We start from the raw sequence: 18,569 nt of genomic DNA, 5'->3' as shown, positions 1-18,569 counted from the left end.
CCCGCCCGTCCTTTTTGGACGGGCGGGACGCCCATCCCACAAACTTGTGGAAGTTATTTAATTCTCATTCCTAAGAAAGGTGTTTATGTTTAAGCCAGATTTGTTATTAGACTATCTGCCCGCGTTCGTCTAACCACCGCTGAAATGACTTCTGACTTTCTCCAGATGGTTTACCGAGAATGATATTTTTGATGCTAATGTCTTCGTCAATATCTGGCCAGTGCATTCCCTCATTCTCACCAATAAATCGCCAATTATTGCGATCGTTTGGTGTGCTATGCAATAGCCGAGGATACCAAGCTAAAGGAACAGAAATAGTACGACCATCGGATAGATCGACTGTTAGCGTGTCGTCTGTAACAACTACGTTTTGTGCTTGGGGGATTTCTAGCAACTCAACCATTAAAGAAGTCATTCCAACCCGCTAATAACTGCTCTTGATGTTCTTCAACAAGTTTCTGAATACCATTGATTTCTGTACGATTGAAGCCTTTATTATTTTGAAGGCGAACTGGACTAAGCCAAAACTTAGCTTCTTCTCGATCGCGCTCAACGTGAACGTGCGGTGGTTCATCCCGATCGCCCGCATAGCAGAAGAAACGGTATGGGCCGACTCGGAGTAACGTAGGCATTCAGACTCATTAATCACAAACTGACTTCTCTATTTTAACCGATGCACGAGCTTTCATCTCTGATATAGTCGAACTATTGAACGCGATTGTGCGATCGTCTTTAAAAAAATGACTAAAAAAATCTGGATTGTCTACAAAACCGAAAGCATCAGTGCTCCGGGTTGGGAAGAACGTCAGCTTATGCCGAGGGGCGGTCTAACTAATATACTTTGGGAAAATTGGACTTGGGAAGAAAACCCAGAAATTCCTCAAGTAGGGGACAAAACCCGCGATTATGAAAATCTCTCTGACCCCGGTAATGGAGTCACCCACGGGAAAGATGGAGATTGGGTAGTTACTCGCGTTCAGCAGTTTTCTGCTTCCGATACTGAGGAGCGAATTGTGGTGTGTTACTGTTCTTACCAACCGGTTACATCTGATTGGGAAGCGCTACAACGGGGTGAGTCTGTCAATCAGATGCTAGCAACTGTCGAATAATATTGAGTGGATAATTAGTTCGTAAAAGCGATCGACTATTCCTGCACAATCTCATACAAATCTTCGATCGACAAATCAAAAGTCTTCGCCAACTTGTGCAAGGCCGTCACGTCAACTGTTGCTAATCCGGGCGATCGGGCATAGGTTCTCAGCGTACTGTAGACGACGCCCGATCGCTCTGACACCTCTTTGATCGTCCAGCCTTTCTCGGCAGCAAATTCTCGAACCCGCAATCTAATTAAGCCCATAAGCTCTTGAGATGTGATTGATATAAGTCATCCGATTGTACTGTAAAAAGCGATCGACTACTCTTTTACCACCTCAACCAAATCTTCCACCATCACGTCAAAAGTACGTGCCAACTTCAGCAGACAAGTAAAATCAACCATTGCCATTCCCGGAGAACGTGAATAGGTGCTGAGTGTGCTGTAAATGACTCCCGATCGCTCTGAAACCTCTTTGATCGTCCAGCCTTTCTCAGCAGCAAATTCTTTAACCCGCAATCTAATTAAACCCATTGACAAAAAACTAGATTTAGTTTTTAATAAAAATATCGTAAAAAGCGATCGCCCCCAGGTCTGGAAAACTAAAAAGCGATCGCCTATCCAAATTCAATCCCTTTACAAAAGTTTGTACTCTTTACAAAGGATTTGGTTAACATCATGTTAACAAAATTTTCGCGAAAATCAACCCTCAGACACAGATTGAGCCGGTTTGTGACGAAAGAGGCGATCGGGCGGCTGCTGAAAATCAAGATAGAACAAATATATCGCTTCGAGTGCTGGGCGCATATCCTGTACGTGCACGCCAAAGGCATGAGTCGGTTTGTCAGTTATGCCGACTTTCCGCCTGTTTTGGGAGTGGAATCGCCCTCTGGTTTAGATTTTGGTTACTGGAAGCGCCGGATAGCGAGTCAGAAAGAGAGACACGCGCCGGATTTTTGGGTGGATTTTTATGCGGATAGATTTCAGAAAGCTGTTTCTGTTTCTGAATTGTTGGAGTGGGGGGAAATGGTGGGGGTGATTAAATTGATGTTGGGGGCGATCGCCCTGGAGTCGCTGCGAAAGGTTTACGCACAAGAGAAATCTCTACTGGAACATTTCTAAATTAGTCCTAGACGCAGGGGTGGTTAGAAACCGGGTTTTTTGCCCAGAAGATGCCATGCAGCCTGCAGATACGGTAAAAAACCCGGTTTCTGTGGTTTTGATCTGTCCAGAAATGTAAATGCTGTTGTTTCTCCTACGCCAAACCCTGCGATACAAACCCCGCCCAATAATGGGGACTAACAAACGGCAATTCTTGGCGGCCAAGCAAATCTAAACGCAATCGCACATTTTTGACAATTTCTGCTTGCTGTTCTCCTTTTTGTTGCTGCTCAAAATAATCCTCTAACTGCCGTTTATATTTAGCAGATAACTCATCACCTGTCAAGCTTCGTAGCTTCAATTGTGCTTTTCTTAGCGCTTGCGATCGGCTATTGTGCTGCTTTTCCTGATAGTATAAAATGCAAAATAAAGCGGTTGCTAAATCATCTACAGCCCACAAGGTACTGACCACATTTCGCGCACCCGCACAGAGGAAACCGCTAGCAATGGAGAGCGGATCGTCGGTAACTTGGGTAAAGGTTAAATTAGTTTCGCAGCAGGAGAGGAACACTTCGGCTAAGTCGGAAAATCTCCAGGTAAAAACACGACCGAGGTTGATATCGCCATCAAATAAATGCAGTTTGGATTCTAGGGAATTATTCAGATCGGCACTGGCGTGATGGCTGGAATGAAGGACTTGCACTTGGTTGAGTAAATTTTGATAGTTGCCGATCGTCGCTTGCTGATATTGGAGGCGGGAATTTTTATCAATTTGGTGCATGGTTGCCAGGGTTTCGCACTCGTAGCCAGTGAAAACGAGGTCGCCTGTGGCATTTTCCACGATTCCCATTGTGGCAGGTTTGAGGTTGCCTCGCTGGTGACAAAAGTTGAGAATTTGGGAACTGGGAACGATGCGGAGGCGAAATTTATCGCTGAGGTATTCGGGTTGTTTTTGGGGTGGGGTTTTGGCAGGGGTGATGGTGGGTTTGCTGAGAGGTTTTAAGCCGCGTGTTCTGTCTGAGGCATTGCTGTGGGGAATGGGAAGCTCGTTTAATGGTAAGGCAGCAAACGGGATTTGATGCAGGTACAGGTGAGGGATGATAATCAGTTCTTGAATGCCGTTGAGATGTTGGGGAATAAGTTGATTAATTTGCAGGCGGTTAGCGAGTTCGTGGAGAACTTCACCCATTTGATTTCGCCATGCGGTTTGGTTTTCGACATAAGGCTTTAACCACTTGTTGAATAGCCAATTTTGCAAGGTTTCAAGTCCTTGACCTTCGCAGGTGTGGAGTTGGGTTGGTTGACTTTGGCGCAAGATGAAAATGTGGGTATGCTCAGCAGTGGTGTAAAAATTGAGGATGGCGGTTTCGGCATCGGGAATTAAGGCTTGCATCTGGTCGAAACTGAGGGGGGCTGGTTGCAATTGAGCTGCCAAAACTTGGTCTATGCTGCGAATTTTTAGCCAAGCTTTCTGTTTTTCATCATCTAATTCTTTAATCTTTTCGATGATGGCCTCGCCCTTGGGGGTTTGCTGGCGATTGGTAGCCAGTTCTTTCATTCCGTCATTGTCAGAAGAACGCAAACGATCGCTTTGTTGTTGCAGGCGATAGTATGCTTCGACTTCGGGGGGAATTTCGCCTTGGGGGTAGAGGTCTTTGCTGGCGAATAAGTCGGCGAGGTGGCGCGATCGGGAACGATCAGCGGTTTCGACGGCTCGATCGTATTTTTTGAGGTTGATGTAGCATTGGATGGCGTTGGCGTAAACTGAAAAGGCTTCTGCAATGATTTTTTGGCGCCGATCGTCGGTAGTTGAAGCTTTGCGGAGTAGTTCGACTGCTTGCAAGGCGGGTTCGTATCCTTCTAATGCGAGTTGCCAGTCGCCTTTTATCAAAGCAATGTTACCGAGGTTTTGACCTGCTGTGAAACACAGGGGAGGTATGGTTTTGGGAGTAGCAATTTTGAGGCTGTCTTGATAGTTTTTAATGGCTTTCTCTGTTTGCTGCAATTTCCGGTAAGCATTGGCGATGTTATTGAGAGAGGTTGCTTCTCCAAGGCGGTTTTTGATTTCCCGACTAATAGCTAAATACTCTTCGTGGAAAGCCATCCCTTGTTCATATTCTCCCAAAGAGTGGTAAGCACTGCCTAAATTCCCCAGAGAACTTGCTTCCCCAAAGCGGTCTTTGATTTCCCGACTAATGGCTAAACACTTTTTGTAGAAATTAATTGCTCGTTCAAATTGTCCGAGAGAAAGGTAGGCACTGCCTAAATTTCCCAAAGAAGCCGCTTCCCCTTGACGGTCTTTGATTTCCCGACTAATAGCTAAAGACTGTTCGTAGAACCTGATCGCTCGTTCAAATTGTCCCAGAGAAAGGTAAGCACTGCCTAAATTTCCCAGAGAATTAGCTTCCCCTTGACGGTCTTTGATTTCCCGACTAATGGCTAAAGACTGTTCGTAGAACCCGATCGCTCGTTCATATTTTCCCAGAAAATGGTAAGCATTACCTAAATTTCCCAGAGAAGTTGCTTCCCCTGAGCGGTCTTTAATTTCCAGTTTAATAACTAAAGATTGTTCTAGGAAATCTATTGCTCGTTCATATTCTCCCAGAAAGTGGTAAGCATTACCTAAATTTCCCAGAGAATTTGCTTCCCCTCTGCGATCTTTGATTGCCCGTTTAATAGCTAAAGACTGTTTGTGGAAATCTATTGATCGTTCATATTTTCCCAGAGCGTTGTAAGCATTGCCTAAATTTCCCAGAGAATTTGCTTCCCCTCTGCGGTCTTTGATTTCCCGACTAATACCTAAATGCTTTTCGTGGAAATCGATCGCTTTTTCGTATTGTCCCAGAGAGTCGTAAGCATTGCCTAAATTTCCCAGAGAATTCGCTTTACCAAGGGGGTCTTTGATTTCCTCTTTAATGACTAAAGACTGTTTGTGGAAATCGATCGCTTTTTCATATTGTCCCAGAGAGTGGTAAGCGTTGCCTAAATTTCCCAGAGATGCCGCTTCCCCTGAGCGGTCTTCGATTTCCCGTTTAATGGCTAAAGACTGTTCTTGGAAATCTATTGCTCGTTCATATTGTCCCAAAGAGTGGTAAGCATTGCCTAAATTTCCCAGAGAAATCGCTTCTCCTGGGCGGTCTTTAATTTCCCGCCTAATATCTAAATGCTTTTGGTGGAAATAGATCGCTTGTTCATATGCTCCCAAAGAATCGTAAGCCAAGCCTAAACGTCCCAGAGAATTAGCTTCCCCTTCATGGTCTTGAATCGCTTGATAAATGATAAGGCACTGTTGCCAGCACTGAAAAGCGACAATAAACTGGCTAATATAATATTGAATCCTTCCCCAACTCAATAAAATATCGGCTGTCTGTTTTCTGATTGCCGTTGGCTGATGATCCTTAGCGAGAAACTTACCCAATTCTAAGGCAATGTTAGTTAAAAAGTTAGCCTCATTTTGGTTGCCCTCATCATCAAATTGTTTGGCGACTGCGATTATCGTTTCCAAAAGTCCGGGATCGAGTAACCCGGAGTATGAGTTTAATATTTTCAATTTTTCCCGATTAGAAGCTTCGCGCAGTTTTTGGATGAGTTGCAAATAGGCGGTTATGCGCTTTTCGTACATTTTTTTCCTCTCTTCTCTGTTATTTTTTTTAGGATTTCCCACTCCCATTACGCAGTTTCCACCACCTCAAAACTTTGATAAAAAACTTGCCAATTGCTATCTCTTTCCAATTGTTCAAATAACTCTTTAAGCCGTTCAGCATTCCATTCCGGTAAAGCTTCCTCTTCACGGGGAATCAACCAATCTAAATTGAAAGGCTTCTCCACTGCAATTGCTAAAAATTCTTCCTTTCCTAGTTCTTCAAAAGTAAACCTTTCTTTATTATCATCTGCCACAGAACCCTCTTGAGGCAGCGTCATCGGTGGTTGATTCACACCATTAGGTGCATATCCCAAAGATGGACAGAGTATATATTTCATCTCAGCACTGCGATAGAACAAAAGCATTTGATAGTTAGGATATGCCAAATCTACCCTCATCGACAACGGCTGATTAATGGGAATTGTGGGGTCAATTTTTCGTGCATAAGACCGAGGCGAGAGCGGCTTAAGTGCTCTAGTACCAACTCCCACTGATGCCATTTCTTGCTCAGTTAAAAACTGTATCCAATCGGGAGCAGTTTTAGCTTGCTTCTTTAAAATCTCCCAACCATTAATATCAACCCACCGCAGGTATTTATGATTCCACAGCCACTTATAAGCCTCTTTCCAAGGACTAAATTTTTTGTGACTCTCTTGATCTTCTTTTCCTTTAAGTGTCCCCCCTGCTTTAAGATTTAACAACGCCTCAATATTCACGCCATCCGCTTTCATCTCTTCTCCGTAGGCTTTATGAACTACCTCAATCACTTTCCGAATGGTTTGATTGATTTTCTCTTCGCAATAAACTGCTAAATCGTTTTTCATTAATTTAGCAATTTCTTTATGAGTGCTTTCTCTCTTATCCGGGTGATTTTTCGGGGCAAATCGCTTAAGGAAACAAACCCTCTCCTCACTCACATTTGCACCGAACAGCGATTCAGCTATTTGGTTTTGAAAATTTTGCTTAAGATTCATACATCCACTGCTATAACTCAGCCTTATGAGCTTATCTTAGCAAGCTTGTATCTAGCTGGCAACTGCTTAGCGCCAAGTCATTATTTAAAATAATTTGCCATAATTTGACATTATTTGCAATTATTTAATAACTCCAAATTATCATTTATTGTCACCAACCATAATCTGAAATTAACTAGACATTATTTGGGAGTGGGTGTCATGGTAAAGACATCCCAAACATACCTCTAAAAAATATGCCAACACAAGCGCAAAAAAGATTCAATCCCTACGCCACTGTAACTGGGATTGCCGAAGTCTTAGCAACCGAAAAAGATTGCCTACACGCATTATGGCAACGAACTCACTATCAATTTGAAAAACAACCGAGCACCTATGACCCCTCAGAACATGAAGAAAAGCTGATTCAACGAGCAGTACAACTGCAAACTGAAGGCTTCACTGTCTATGTTGAAAATCAAAATTCCTTCAAATATAAAGGTCAAACCTTTGATATCTGCGTTGCCGGCAGACCTGATATCATTGCTATCAAAGATGATTGGGCTGTTGTCGAAGATATCAAAACAGGCAAGCGCAAAGATTCACATAAAATGCAAGTGCTTCTCTATATGTCAATGTTGCCCTTTGCCCCGGAAACCAAAAATCTGTTTAAAGGTCACATTCCCCACGGTCGCTTAGTTTATGGAGATGGGATTTTAGATATTCCCAAGTGGTATGTTAATGAGCAATTTAGACAGCGTTTGCAGCAGTTAATTGCGATGCTTTGTACTTCTCAACCTCCCAACCCAAAACCTAGCGATTGGGAATGTCGCTATTGTAAGGTTCCCTCTGCCTGCTGTTCTGTAAAAATGAGCCGAGAAACTGATTTATTTGCATAAGTCGATCGCCGGAAATACCCGTAATGCCGACAACCGACAGGTTAAAAGCTGTCGCTATTAGAAGCAAGTCAACCTACGTTGCTCGGCCAGACGGCGTTACAGTATAATTTCAGCAGTGTGGGTCAAAGTGCGATCGGCAAGGGCGATCGCTCATAATAGTAACAAGTGAATTTTGTAAAAGCGAGGAAATAACTATGGTCACTGCTACCATAATATCAGACAATTTAGCTCTAGAAGAGTTCATCGCCGCTCCGCCCGACAACATGGAATGGGTGGACGGCAAACAGGTGGAGAAAAATGGCATGACAATCAAGACGGGGAAAATTCAGTTAAGCCTGGGGGAAGCTTGGAAAAATTACAAAAATTCTAGCGGACAAGGTGGAGAGGCTTATGTCGAGGTTCCTTGCCGCACCAACCGACAAATTCGCCGCCCCGATGTCGCTTATCTCACACCCGAATTAGTTGCACAATTTGGCAACCTTGCCACTTTACCCCAAAGTTTCCCTTTAGTTGCCGAAATAGTTTCACCCACCGATATCGCTGAAGATGTCTTTCTCAAAGCACAGGAATATTTAGAATCTAGCTGTCAGGAAGTCTGGCTAGTTTTTCCAGAAAGTCATTTAGTATTTGTGATGACTCAAAATCAAATATTGACATTTAGAGCCGGCGATACCGCCAGCACCCAACAAATCCTCATAGGTTTTAGCATCGATGTCGATCGATTGCTAGCTTAAACTAAAGTTTATAACCTTTCATGTAGCAGCACGCCACACAAAACTCTCCTCTACCCGTTGTACCAGTTCTTAAATCAAATTGCTACAATATTCTTAAGACTACCCCAGTCCGCGAAGGCGGACTTCGTTTGTAGAGCCTCGGAATTCTATTCGGTGGTGTTTAATCCAGATTTAATATCCCACCATTATCGGAGCAAACCGCCATGTCAGACGACTTTTCCCTAGACGAGCTATTAAATAGAAGTTACTACGCCTTCAAAGACGCAGAAAACCAAGTGGGACAGTGCAATGTTTTAGTCATCGGCAAAACCGGCGTCGGCAAAAGTACCCTAATAAATTCCGTTTTTCGCCAGCGTTTAGCAGAAACCGGAGTCGGCCGCCCCATCAATCAAGGCATTCGCCAATATACCAAACCGAATTGCCCAATTACAGTCTACGATACTCCCGGACTCGAACTCAACGCCGAACAAATTAAAGTTATTCAATTAAACGTTGCTAAGCTGATTGAAGACCAAAGACTCCTGCACCCCAAAGAACACATTCACGTCATCTGGTACTGCATCAATCACAGCGCCAATAGAATAGAATCTGTCGAGGAAAGCTGGCTAAAAGAAATGGAAGTCAAAGATGTACCAGTTCTTTTAGTGCTGACTCAGACGACATCTAAAAAGCCGGGTGAGTTTTTCAAGCAACTGGAACACATGAATTTGCCCGTCAGTCAAATCATCCCCGTCATGGCTGAACCGGAAGAAATAGATGAGGATTATACAGTAAAATCTCACGGTTTAGATAAGTTGGTAGATGCAACTTTTCAACTGTTGCCGGAAGTAGCTAAAAAAGCTTTTGTTAAAGAACAAATTGCAAATATTGCGCTCAAATCCGATATGGCATTTAAGTATCTAAGTGCTTATGTTGCAGGTTCTGCAATTGTCGGTGCGACTCCTGTACCGTTTGCTGATGCGCCGATTTTGATGGCGATGCAAACGGCAATGATTGCTAATATTACTGTGATTTTTGGAATGCCCTTTGATAAGGGTTTTATTTCGGCGATGCTGTCTGCTATTAGCGGCACAGGCGGGGTTACTGCTGTTGGCAGAAGTATTGTTACTAATTTGATTAAAATGATTCCTGGTGCGGGAACTGTTGTCGGCGGTGCAATCTCCGGTGCAACGGCAGCAACTCTCACGCTTGCCCTCGGTTTGGCTTACATTGAAGTGCTTAAAGCTTATATGAAAGCTCAAGTTAATGGGGAACAACTTTCTTTGCAGCAGTTGACAAAGATGTTTGTGGAATTGTACAAGGATTATGCTAGTTCTGGGCGTAAAACTTTGAACGATGACAAACAGAATCAACCTAAGCCTCCCAATCAAATTGATATTGAGTAGATAGGAATGGGTAAGGAGGAATTAATAGGATATAGATGTTTTCCGCAAGTCCAGTCACTGCACCGATCGCAAAAAACACTACAATATCAGTTAATTCTGCAAAAGGGAGTAGATGGCTATGGTGATGACACCCGTTTTATCAGAAAATGTTTCTCTAGAAGACTTTATAGCCTGTCCCGCCGATGATATGGAATGGGTGGACGGGCAAATCTTGGAGAAAAATGGCATGACAGTAAAACACAGTCGAATCCAATCTAGACTAGATTATTCTTGGAGAAGTTACAAGATATCTAGCGGACAAGATGGCGAAGTCTATACAGAAGTTCCTTGTCGTACTGACAGGCGAGTGCGCCGCCCTGATGTAGCTTATCTGACTGCTGAACTTGTTGCTGAATATGGCGATGTTCCTACTTTGCCTCAAAGTCCGCCCTTAATTGCTGAAATAGTTTCTCCTACTGATATTGCGGAAGATATATTTTTGAAAGCACAAGAGTATTTAGATTCTGGTTGTCTGGAAGTTTGGATTGTTTTTCCCGAAAGTCGCTGGATAATGATTGTGACTCAAACTCAAAAGTTAAGTTTTAACTTGGGTTCTATAATCAGCACTCAGCTAGTGTTGGTGGGTTTTAGTGTTGCGGTTGATGAGTTGTTGGCTTGAAGGCAAACATTAGTTACATAAGTGCTTTTTGGCAGAGTTCGCCCGCGCTCCTCGTGATAATTTGTGAAAAAGTCGTTGACAAAATGCCGTAGCTTGCGGGGCGTCCCGCCATCGCTCGCCCCAGCCAATTAATAAAAAAAATTATCAATAAAAACAGCAGTTGTAAATTTGCACAAAATCACCAACAGCGGTAAAATACTCATTGCTTTGTTTGCAAATCTAGCGTAAATTCCGATCAGGAATTAAAACCAATAATCGAAATATGTCTCAAACTTACACCGTTGAATTACTTCACCAAGGCAGCACCTATACCGTAGAAGTGCCGGAAGATAAACCAATTTTGCAAACTGCGATCGCCGCTGGGATTGATTTGCCGAACTCTTGCAATTCGGGGGTTTGTACTACTTGCGCTGCTAAAGTTATTGAGGGTCAAGTTAAGCAAGTTGATTGCATGGGCGTCAGTCCCGAACTTCAGGCCGAAGGTTATGTGTTACTGTGCGTTTCTTTTCCCCGATCGAACTTGAAGATAGAAACCGAAAAAGAAGACATTGTGTACGATCGCCAATTCGGTAAATCCTAGGACTAAGCTAAAATTGACCTAAGTACCGTTAGCGGTAAAACCACTATGGATCGCCCTATGACCACCCATTTCATTTCCGCAGAAGTTGACCTCCACGATACCGCCGAAGAATTGCACTCGGCTATTAAAATTGAACTGCAAAAGCACGGGGAACCCCTGCGGTGGGCAGTCACAGACGTGGATGTCGATCGGCAAAAGGCTGTGGTAGAAGGCTACGTGCTCGTGGAAGCATCCCCCGCAACAGTGTGAACTGGCGCCCTTTAACAGTGGTTTTGATAGTCCCCACAGGCGTTGGAGCCTCGATTGGTGGGTTTGCAGGAGATGCGCTGCCCGTGGCTAGGGCGATCGCCCAAATTTCAGACACCCTGATCACTCACCCCAACGTCCTCAACGGCGCTCAACTTTATTGGCCGATACCTAACGCTCTCTACGTTGAAGGTTACGCCCTTGACAAATTTGCTGCCGGATGCTGGGGCCTGCAACCGGTACATCAAAATCGCATCGGCTTAATCCTCGATGCCGGCATTGAACCAGACTTGCAGTTGCGCCACTTGCAAGCGGCTGATGCAGCGAGAGCTACATTGGGTTTGAATATAACTGATTGTGTTTTAACCGATCGCTCTCTGCAAGTAGAATTGCGTATTTCTGAATCAGGGGCATCCTGGGGGACGATCGGCAATCCAGACAGTTTATTGCGCGCTGCAGAAAAATTAATCGAACAAGCAAGAGTAGAGGCGATCGCAGTTGTGGCCAGATTTCCCGACGATGAAGGCAGCCTCGCCCTCGAAAACTACCGCCGCGGCAAAGGAGTTGACCCTCTCGCTGGCGCGGAAGCTGTGATCAGCCACCTCATCGTCAGGACGTTTAAAATCCCCTGCGCCCACGCCCCGGCGCTGTCTACACTTCCCCTCGATCCGCACCTGTCCCCGCGATCTGCTGCTGAGGAAATCGGGTATACTTTCCTACCTTGCGTGCTTGCCGGCCTCAGCAAAGCTCCCCAATTTGTCACTCCTACTGTGGGACAGGCATCTTGCGTGTCGCAGGTATTGGGCGGGCATCTTGCCCGCGCGCAGGTATTGGGCGGGCAAGATGCCCACCCCACAAGAGAGAAATTCTATGCAAACAGGCGAGATTTCGAGTCCCAGGATTTGTGGGCCGATCGAGTCGATGCGGTGGTGATACCCGCCACAGCCTGCGGCGGCAGTGCTATTCTGAGTTTGAGTGGGCGATCGTCCGTACAAATCATCGCTGTCGGCGACAACAAAACCCAGATGCAGGCGACTCCAGAAAAACTCGGAATTAAAGCTTTGCAGGTAAACTCATATTTAGAGGCGATCGGAGTTTTGGTCGCTTTGCGGGCCGGCATCAGTCCAGCTTCCTTGGGTGCAGACATCTCCTCCCTGCGTTGTTTGTCTAACTAAACTAAACAAATCTAAAATCTCAAACCTCAAATCTAAAAGTGATTAAGTGGCAGAAAAAATTCCCGAAAACCCTGAAATTGAACCCTTGACGCGCACCCAAGTTTTAGTAGCAATGGGCGTGACAGCAATTATGTTGCTGGCGGTAGCTAAATTGTGGTTGCTATTTGGATCGGTATCGCTTTTGCCAGTCAAATTGATAGGAATCGACTTGCTCAAAGGATGTGCGATCGGACTGGCAATTACAGGTGGCAGTGCGATCGTTTATCACCTCTGGCCGGGTTATCGCCGGAGTGCTGATGTTTACTTGGAAGTAGTGCTCAAACCTTTGTTTTGGCCTGATTTAATTTGGCTGGGACTGCTGCCGGGACTTAGCGAAGAATTGCTATTTCGAGGCGTGATGCTGTCGGCTTTGGGATTGAATGTTACCGGTTTAGTTTTATCGAGTTTTTGTTTCGGCATTCTGCACTTGGGAGGCATGGATCAGTGGCCTTATGCTGTTTGGGCAACGGCTGTCGGATTGCTGTTGGGTTACAGCGTTTTAGCTACTGGGAATTTGTTAGTGCCAATTACGGCTCATATCTGTACGAATTTGATTTCTAGCTGTGTTTGGAAGTGGGAACACAATCTGGTGAAGCGGTAGGATAGATGGATATCGACCATCAAGCGGGCGATTTCAATCGCTAGGAATGCGATCGCACAGTCAAAGTACGATCGTTTTTTCGCTTGGCTGCAACATAATGGTGACGTATTTGCCTGACAAATAGCAAGTTTAGGCTTTGTTTGGACTTTAAATTTGTTCAAATCCCGATAATAGCAATTATGAAAAATATTCCTACAGTCCTGAGGTTAGGTGGAACGAAGTGCAACCTAACCTACGTTTGTGATTGTTGGACAACTTTTCATAATTGCTATAATAAAATTGAGATTAATTGAGCAATAGTAATCATACACCAGAATAATTCCGGTGTTTTTAGATTAGTAAAGTCAAGCAGGTTTTGCCTCGATCACACTTACTGGCCCTTTCGTTTCTATCATATTAGTCACTTTAAACCCTGCGGAGGAAAGTAAATTATAAAACTCATCCTTTGTCCGCATGAAAGTACCCCCGAGAATAAACAAAGTTAGGCTACCCATACCAATAAATGGCGACATTTTGCCTTCAGGCAACATAAAATCAACAATCATCAGCCGATCTTTAGCTGTCATAGCTTGATAGCAATTTTTAAGAATTGTAATAGCATGACCATCGTCCCAATTGAGGAGGACACGAGAGAGTAAGTAAAGATCGCCACTACGGGGAACTGCCTCAAAAAAGCTGCCTCCAACTATTTGACACCTATCTGCAACTCCAGCCACTTCCAAAACCGGATTCGCATCAACCACAACATCTTCGCGATCGAACAAAATCGCTTGTAGCTTGGGATTCGCATTCAGAATCACAGCCGTTAGGGTTCCAATTCCCCCTCCAACATCCACAAGTGTCTTAACGTCTGAAAAATCATAAGCTTCAAGCACCGGAAGCAGCCACTCCCTTGTTGTCTCCTTCATCCACTCATTAAAATTTACTGCCGCATCAGAATTCTGCTTTAAATAGCTATAAAAATTAGTTTTAAAAGTATGTTCAAATGGAGTTTCTCCAGTCTTTATACCGTAGAGTAAATTCCCCCATCCCTGATATAGTTCATCACCCATTGCCAAAACCGTACCTCGTAAAGAATCAGAAGTACCCATTAGGAGATGTTTTCCCAGAGAATTTAATTGAAACTTGTCATTATCTTCTAGAGAAAATACACCAACGCTTACTAGCATACGCATCAGGTGATAAATACCCTGAGAATTTACACCAGCAGCTTTCGCAAGTTCATCAGCAGTCTTAGAACCATCTTTCAGAATATCTGCAATTTCTAATTTTGCCGCGACAAAAAGAGCTTGGGATATTTTAAAACCATACATCATTTCTAGTAGCAATGACGATGAGTTTTCGCCTTCGGGTTGGGCATTTTCTGTATATAAAGCCATAGCACCTCCTTTGAAAGTTATCTATTTAAAAACCAAAGACCAAATCTAAATTAGCTGCCTTGCCTCATCAAGGTATACTCTAAGTTGTTCAGCCATAACCTGAACATGAGGGGGATAATTCATAGTAATATGATTTCCCGGCACTCCTCGAACTTCTACCCCTGCCGGAGCAACCTCAATCCAAGGTAATTCTGGATTTTTGGCATTAACTTCATTTTGTTCTGTAGCACGGAAAAATATAATTCGACCTCCATAAGTTTGAGGGATGTAATTTAGCATCGCTTGGGCGTGTACTTTAAAAAGATGAAGAAACTGGCGAATCTGAGGTAAACCAAAATCTGGAGGCACTACCCTATTAGCGATCTTTACCTGCTCCAAAAAGTAGAGAAGTTGCTCATCTGGATCAAGTTTTTGAAGGACATCCATAGAAAGAGACAGATTGAAACCAACGCCTAGTAAATATAGCAAAATTGCTGTCTCATCTTCCGTTTCTAAAACAGGCATTTGACCGGGCCCAGGAGTATCTATTAAAGTTAGCAGCGCTATCTTTTCACCTTGGGCATTGAGTTGCTGTGCCATCTCAAAAGCAACAGTGCCTCCAAAGGAAGAACCACCCAAAAAATAGGGGCCTTCAGATTGTTGAAGTCGCACTGCTTCAATATAGCGAGCAGCCATTTCCTCAACTTTAGTAAAAGACTCAGTTTCCCCATCTGAGACGTGCGCTTGTATTCCAAAAATAGGCTGCTCTGAACCTAGATAACGTGCTAAATCCCGATAAATATAAACGTGACCCCCTACCGGATGGACTAAGAACAAAGGTTGCTTAAAACTACCGCGCTGAATTTCTACTAACAAAGATTCAGAAGCTGGCTGTAGTGGCTGGTTAGAATTATCCGATAAGTCGGCATTGTCTTTAATTAATGCAGCCAAAGCAGCAATACTCGATGATTGCAAGAGGCTATGGGGAGACAAGGATGTTTTCAGTGTTTCGTTTAATTTAGTTATCAGTTGAACTGCTAATAATGAGTCCCCGCCTAAATCAAAAAAATCATCATTAATTCCTACTTGCTCGATACCTAGAAATTCTTGCCAGATACTAGCAATAGTTTGCTCAATTTCATCTCTAGGAGGAATATAGGTATTGTGTAAATCCGGTCTAGAGTGGTGTGGTGTTGAATCTACGGGTTGGGAATTTTCATCTGGTAAAGATGCAATTTTAATCGGTTGCTCGATTCCTGGTGCTTCAATCCAGTAACGTTGGCGCTCAAACGGATATGTTGGCAATGGGAGACGATAACGCTGCTCCTGAGCATAAAATTTAGACCAATCTATTTGTACTCCTCCTAACCAGAGTTTACTCAATGTAGTAAGTAAGAAAGCTACATCTGAATTTTGGTCTTGTGGATGGCGCAATGAAGAAAGTACAATCTGCTGGGCCCCCTTATTAGGATGCTGTTTTGCTAGCGTGTTCAACGTCCGTCCGGGCCCCACTTCTAGCAATATTTGATTTGGATCTTTTAATAGCTTTTGTAAGCCTTCTGCAAAGCGTACTGTTTGTCGCAAATGTTGAGCATAATAACTCGGATTTGTCGCCTCCGTTGCTGTAATCCAATTACCAGTAACGTTAGAGAAATATGGAATTTTAGGCGCTTTCAGCTTAACTTTTTTTACCTTTTCGGTGAAGGGTTCTAAAATTGGCTCCATCATCTGTGAATGGAAGGCATGAGAAGTGTGCAATCGGCGACACTCTACACCTTGATCGAGTAGTTTTTGTGCCAATTCATCTACGGTCTCAGTAGCACCTGAAACCACGCTCATAGATGCTCCGTTAATCACCGCTAAATCGAGTTTATTGCCCAAAAATGCTTGGACTTGCTGTTCTGGGAGTGGAACTGCAAGCATGGAACCACTCGGCAGTTGTTGCATTAATTGACCTCGTGCAGCTACCAAGGATAAGCCATCTTCTAAGGAGAAAACACCAGCCAAACAAGCTGCTACGTATTCACCAATGCTATGACCAATCATCGCTTTGGGATGAACTCCCCAAGACATCCACAATTTAGCTAAAGCGTACTCGATCGCAAATAGTGCTGGTTGTGTAATAGCAGTTTGCTTTAGTTGGTTTGTAGCTGCTTCTGCTTGTGTTTCATTTGGATAAAGTACGTGGCGCAGATCAATTCCCAAGTGAGGTTTAAGAATTTCCGAACAGATATCGATCTGTTCGCGAAATGTTGTTTCAACTTGGTAGAGTTCCAAGCTCATATTGATGTACTGCGAACCCTGTCCTGAAAACATAAACACGATAGGTCGATTTTTGGACTCTTGTAAGTTGGTAAAAACTCGTTTGGTATCGAGATTGTCGAGAGCGATGGCGCCCTCTTCAATGTCATTACAAACTACTATGCGTCTATGGCTGAAAGCTCTTCTACCAACTTGAAGCGTATAAGCAACATCAGCAAGATTTTCATCGGGATGCTGCTTTAAATAGTTGCTCAAATTTACCGTTGCACAATCAAGTGCAGAGCTAGTTTTTGCAGATAAAACCAACAGTTGTGATGGTCGGGATTGTCCAGATTTTTCTACACTAGGTGCTTCTTCTAGCACCACATGAGCATTAGTTCCACCGATTCCAAAAGAACTAACTCCAGCACGGCGCGGCGTTTTACCTACTTTCCATTCGGAAAGTTTAGTATTAACGTAAAAGGGACTGTTGGCAAAATCTATCTTGGGATTGGCTTGTTCAAAATGCAAGCTAGGTGGTATTAATTGGTGTTTGAGAGCCTGGACAGTTTTGATTAAGCCAGTGACACCAGCGGCAGTATCCAAATGTCCGATATTGGTTTTTGCCGAACCGATCGCACAAAAGCCTTTTTTCTTAGTTTCGAGGGAGAAAGCTTGCGTCAGTGCAGCGATTTCGATGGGATCGCCGAGGGGTGTTCCGGTTCCGTGAGCTTCTATATAAGTGACGGTTTCTGGGGGAATTTCTGCGATCGCCAGAGCATCTGCGATCGCCTGCGCCTGACCATCTATACTGGGAGCTGTGTAGCCAATTTTGAAAGCACCATCATTATTAATAGCACAGCCTTTGATTACTGCATGAATATAATCTCCGTCTGCGATCGCCTCGTCTAATCTCTTCAAAACCACAATTCCCACACCGCTACCGCTAACAGTTCCCTGTGCTTTCGCATCAAAGGCTCTACAGTGACCGTCTGGTGAAAGAATCATTCCCTCTTTATAAAAATATCCTGTCTTTTGGTTAACTCCTATAGAAACGCCACCAGCTAAAGCCATATCACACTGGTAATTTAGCAAGCTTTGGCAAGCCATGCTGATAGCAACCAATGAAGTAGAACAGGCTGTTTGGACAGTAATACTCGGTCCCTTCAAGTTTAATTTATAAGAAACGCGAGTGGATAGAAAATCTTTCTCATTCGCGATCGCCAACTGGTAATCGCCCAGGGATTCTCTGAGCTGACGGTTCGGATAAAGGTTATTCAAGAAATAAGTATTGAAACTCCCTGCACCTGCATAAACCCCAATCGAACCTTCGTAAGTTTCCGAGTTGTAGCCAGCATTTTCTAAAGCCTCCCAAGCCGACTCCAAGAAAAAGCGGTGTTGTGGATCTGTGATTTCAGCTTCTCTAGGATTAAACCCAAAGAATGGAGCATCAAACAACTCAATATCGTCTAGTACAGCTTTTGCTTTTACATAGCGCGGGTCACGCACCACTGACTCGTCAATACCTAAAGCTTTTAGTTCTTGTTCAGAGAAGAAAGAAATAGATTCCACACCATCGCATAGGTTTTCCCAAAACTCATCAACATTTGTCGCACCAGGAAAGCGACCTGCCATGCCGATGATAGCGATACCTTCTATAGACTCGGAAGTTTCAGAGTTATCCATTTTTATTCCTTGGTTGTAACAATACTTCGGACTATTTTCTGTAGCGATCGCCAGCGCAGAATTTGGAAGGTACGTAGTTGGGTCTTAGCCCTCTTTGAGAACACAAGCGCAACAAGTGTAGCTTGCGATGCCAGCGCAGAATTTGGGACGTACGTAGTTGGGCTTTAGCCCTCTTTG

The 18,569-nt window shown here is 43.9% G+C and carries 18 protein-coding genes; 10 read left to right on the top strand and 8 right to left on the bottom strand.

What is annotated here, in order from left to right; all coding sequences use genetic code 11:
- Positions 1-106: 106 nt before the first annotated feature.
- Both QUA40_RS04175 and QUA40_RS04170 read right to left on the bottom strand, forming a co-directional pair.
- On the bottom strand, positions 107-415 hold the full coding sequence (locus QUA40_RS04175; RefSeq protein WP_333122012.1) for a DUF2442 domain-containing protein: 309 nt from the start codon (positions 413-415) through the stop codon (positions 107-109).
- The gene (locus QUA40_RS04170; RefSeq protein WP_333122010.1) at positions 396-632 is read right to left on the bottom strand and encodes a DUF4160 domain-containing protein; all 237 of its coding nucleotides are present in this window, start codon (positions 630-632) and stop codon (positions 396-398) included. The genes QUA40_RS04175 and QUA40_RS04170 overlap by 20 nt, the downstream gene beginning before the upstream one ends.
- 108 nt (positions 633-740) lie before the next feature.
- Between QUA40_RS04170 and QUA40_RS04165 the strand changes: the two genes are divergently transcribed.
- Positions 741-1,109, top strand: coding sequence for a hypothetical protein (locus QUA40_RS04165; protein WP_333122009.1), 369 nt, complete (start codon positions 741-743; stop codon positions 1,107-1,109).
- A gap of 35 nt (positions 1,110-1,144) precedes the next feature.
- Here QUA40_RS04165 and QUA40_RS04160 read toward each other — a convergent pair whose 3' ends face one another.
- Entirely contained in the window at positions 1,145-1,357 is a 213-nt protein-coding gene (locus tag QUA40_RS04160; protein ID WP_333122008.1) for a helix-turn-helix transcriptional regulator, read from the bottom strand.
- A 57-nt stretch (positions 1,358-1,414) separates the two neighbouring features.
- Complete coding sequence (locus tag QUA40_RS04155; RefSeq protein ID WP_194009260.1) at positions 1,415-1,627, bottom strand: helix-turn-helix domain-containing protein; 213 nt, start codon at positions 1,625-1,627, stop codon at positions 1,415-1,417.
- Between the two features lie 144 nt (positions 1,628-1,771).
- Between QUA40_RS04155 and QUA40_RS04150 the strand changes: the two genes are divergently transcribed.
- Complete coding sequence (locus QUA40_RS04150; RefSeq protein WP_333122007.1) at positions 1,772-2,215, top strand: hypothetical protein; 444 nt, start codon at positions 1,772-1,774, stop codon at positions 2,213-2,215.
- A 133-nt stretch (positions 2,216-2,348) separates the two neighbouring features.
- On the opposite strand, the gene QUA40_RS04145 is transcribed toward QUA40_RS04150, so the two are convergent.
- Both QUA40_RS04145 and QUA40_RS04140 read right to left on the bottom strand, forming a co-directional pair.
- Positions 2,349-5,816, bottom strand: a complete 3,468-nt coding sequence (locus QUA40_RS04145) for a tetratricopeptide repeat protein (protein WP_333122006.1) — start codon at positions 5,814-5,816, stop codon at positions 2,349-2,351.
- Positions 5,817-5,863: 47 nt separating this feature from the next.
- On the bottom strand, positions 5,864-6,811 hold the full coding sequence (locus QUA40_RS04140; RefSeq protein WP_333122005.1) for a hypothetical protein: 948 nt from the start codon (positions 6,809-6,811) through the stop codon (positions 5,864-5,866).
- A gap of 236 nt (positions 6,812-7,047) precedes the next feature.
- On the opposite strand from QUA40_RS04140, the gene QUA40_RS04135 reads away from it, so the two are divergent.
- The 8 genes from QUA40_RS04135 to QUA40_RS04100 all read left to right on the top strand — a co-directional run bounded on the left by QUA40_RS04135 (position 7,048) and on the right by QUA40_RS04100 (position 13,107).
- Entirely contained in the window at positions 7,048-7,689 is a 642-nt protein-coding gene (locus QUA40_RS04135) for a PD-(D/E)XK nuclease family protein (protein ID WP_333122003.1), read from the top strand.
- A gap of 194 nt (positions 7,690-7,883) precedes the next feature.
- Positions 7,884-8,423 (top strand): Uma2 family endonuclease, encoded by a 540-nt coding sequence (locus tag QUA40_RS04130; protein ID WP_333122002.1) that lies wholly within the window; start codon positions 7,884-7,886, stop codon positions 8,421-8,423.
- Between the two features lie 203 nt (positions 8,424-8,626).
- Positions 8,627-9,808, top strand: coding sequence for a GTPase (locus QUA40_RS04125; RefSeq protein WP_333122000.1), 1,182 nt, complete (start codon positions 8,627-8,629; stop codon positions 9,806-9,808).
- Positions 9,809-9,920: 112 nt separating this feature from the next.
- Positions 9,921-10,466, top strand: coding sequence for a Uma2 family endonuclease (locus QUA40_RS04120; RefSeq protein ID WP_333121998.1), 546 nt, complete (start codon positions 9,921-9,923; stop codon positions 10,464-10,466).
- A 262-nt stretch (positions 10,467-10,728) separates the two neighbouring features.
- Positions 10,729-11,046 carry a 2Fe-2S iron-sulfur cluster-binding protein gene (locus QUA40_RS04115; protein ID WP_333121996.1) on the top strand — a complete coding sequence of 106 codons (318 nt, stop codon included), beginning with the start codon at positions 10,729-10,731 and terminating at the stop codon, positions 11,044-11,046.
- Positions 11,047-11,103: 57 nt separating this feature from the next.
- A complete protein-coding gene (locus tag QUA40_RS04110) occupies positions 11,104-11,295 on the top strand; it encodes a hypothetical protein (protein ID WP_333121995.1) in 192 nt (63 codons plus the stop codon).
- Positions 11,292-12,467, top strand: a complete 1,176-nt coding sequence (locus tag QUA40_RS04105; RefSeq protein WP_333121993.1) for a DUF3326 domain-containing protein — start codon at positions 11,292-11,294, stop codon at positions 12,465-12,467. The genes QUA40_RS04110 and QUA40_RS04105 overlap by 4 nt, the downstream gene beginning before the upstream one ends.
- Positions 12,468-12,513: 46 nt before the next feature.
- On the top strand, positions 12,514-13,107 hold the full coding sequence (locus QUA40_RS04100) for a CPBP family intramembrane glutamic endopeptidase (RefSeq protein WP_333121991.1): 594 nt from the start codon (positions 12,514-12,516) through the stop codon (positions 13,105-13,107).
- A gap of 344 nt (positions 13,108-13,451) precedes the next feature.
- Here the strand turns inward: QUA40_RS04100 and QUA40_RS04095 are convergent, their stop codons facing one another.
- Positions 13,452-14,486, bottom strand: coding sequence for a methyltransferase (locus tag QUA40_RS04095; protein WP_333121990.1), 1,035 nt, complete (start codon positions 14,484-14,486; stop codon positions 13,452-13,454).
- 45 nt (positions 14,487-14,531) lie between these two features.
- Positions 14,532-18,392: a beta-ketoacyl synthase N-terminal-like domain-containing protein gene (locus QUA40_RS04090; RefSeq protein WP_333121988.1), complete on the bottom strand. Its 3,861-nt coding sequence runs from the start codon at positions 18,390-18,392 to the stop codon at positions 14,532-14,534.
- Positions 18,393-18,569 lie beyond the last annotated feature (177 nt).

This window comes from Microcoleus sp. Pol11C3 (genome assembly GCF_036701485.1).
In the GTDB taxonomy this organism is placed as follows: domain Bacteria; phylum Cyanobacteriota; class Cyanobacteriia; order Cyanobacteriales; family Microcoleaceae; genus Microcoleus.
This window is presented reverse-complemented; position numbering and strand designations above follow the sequence as displayed.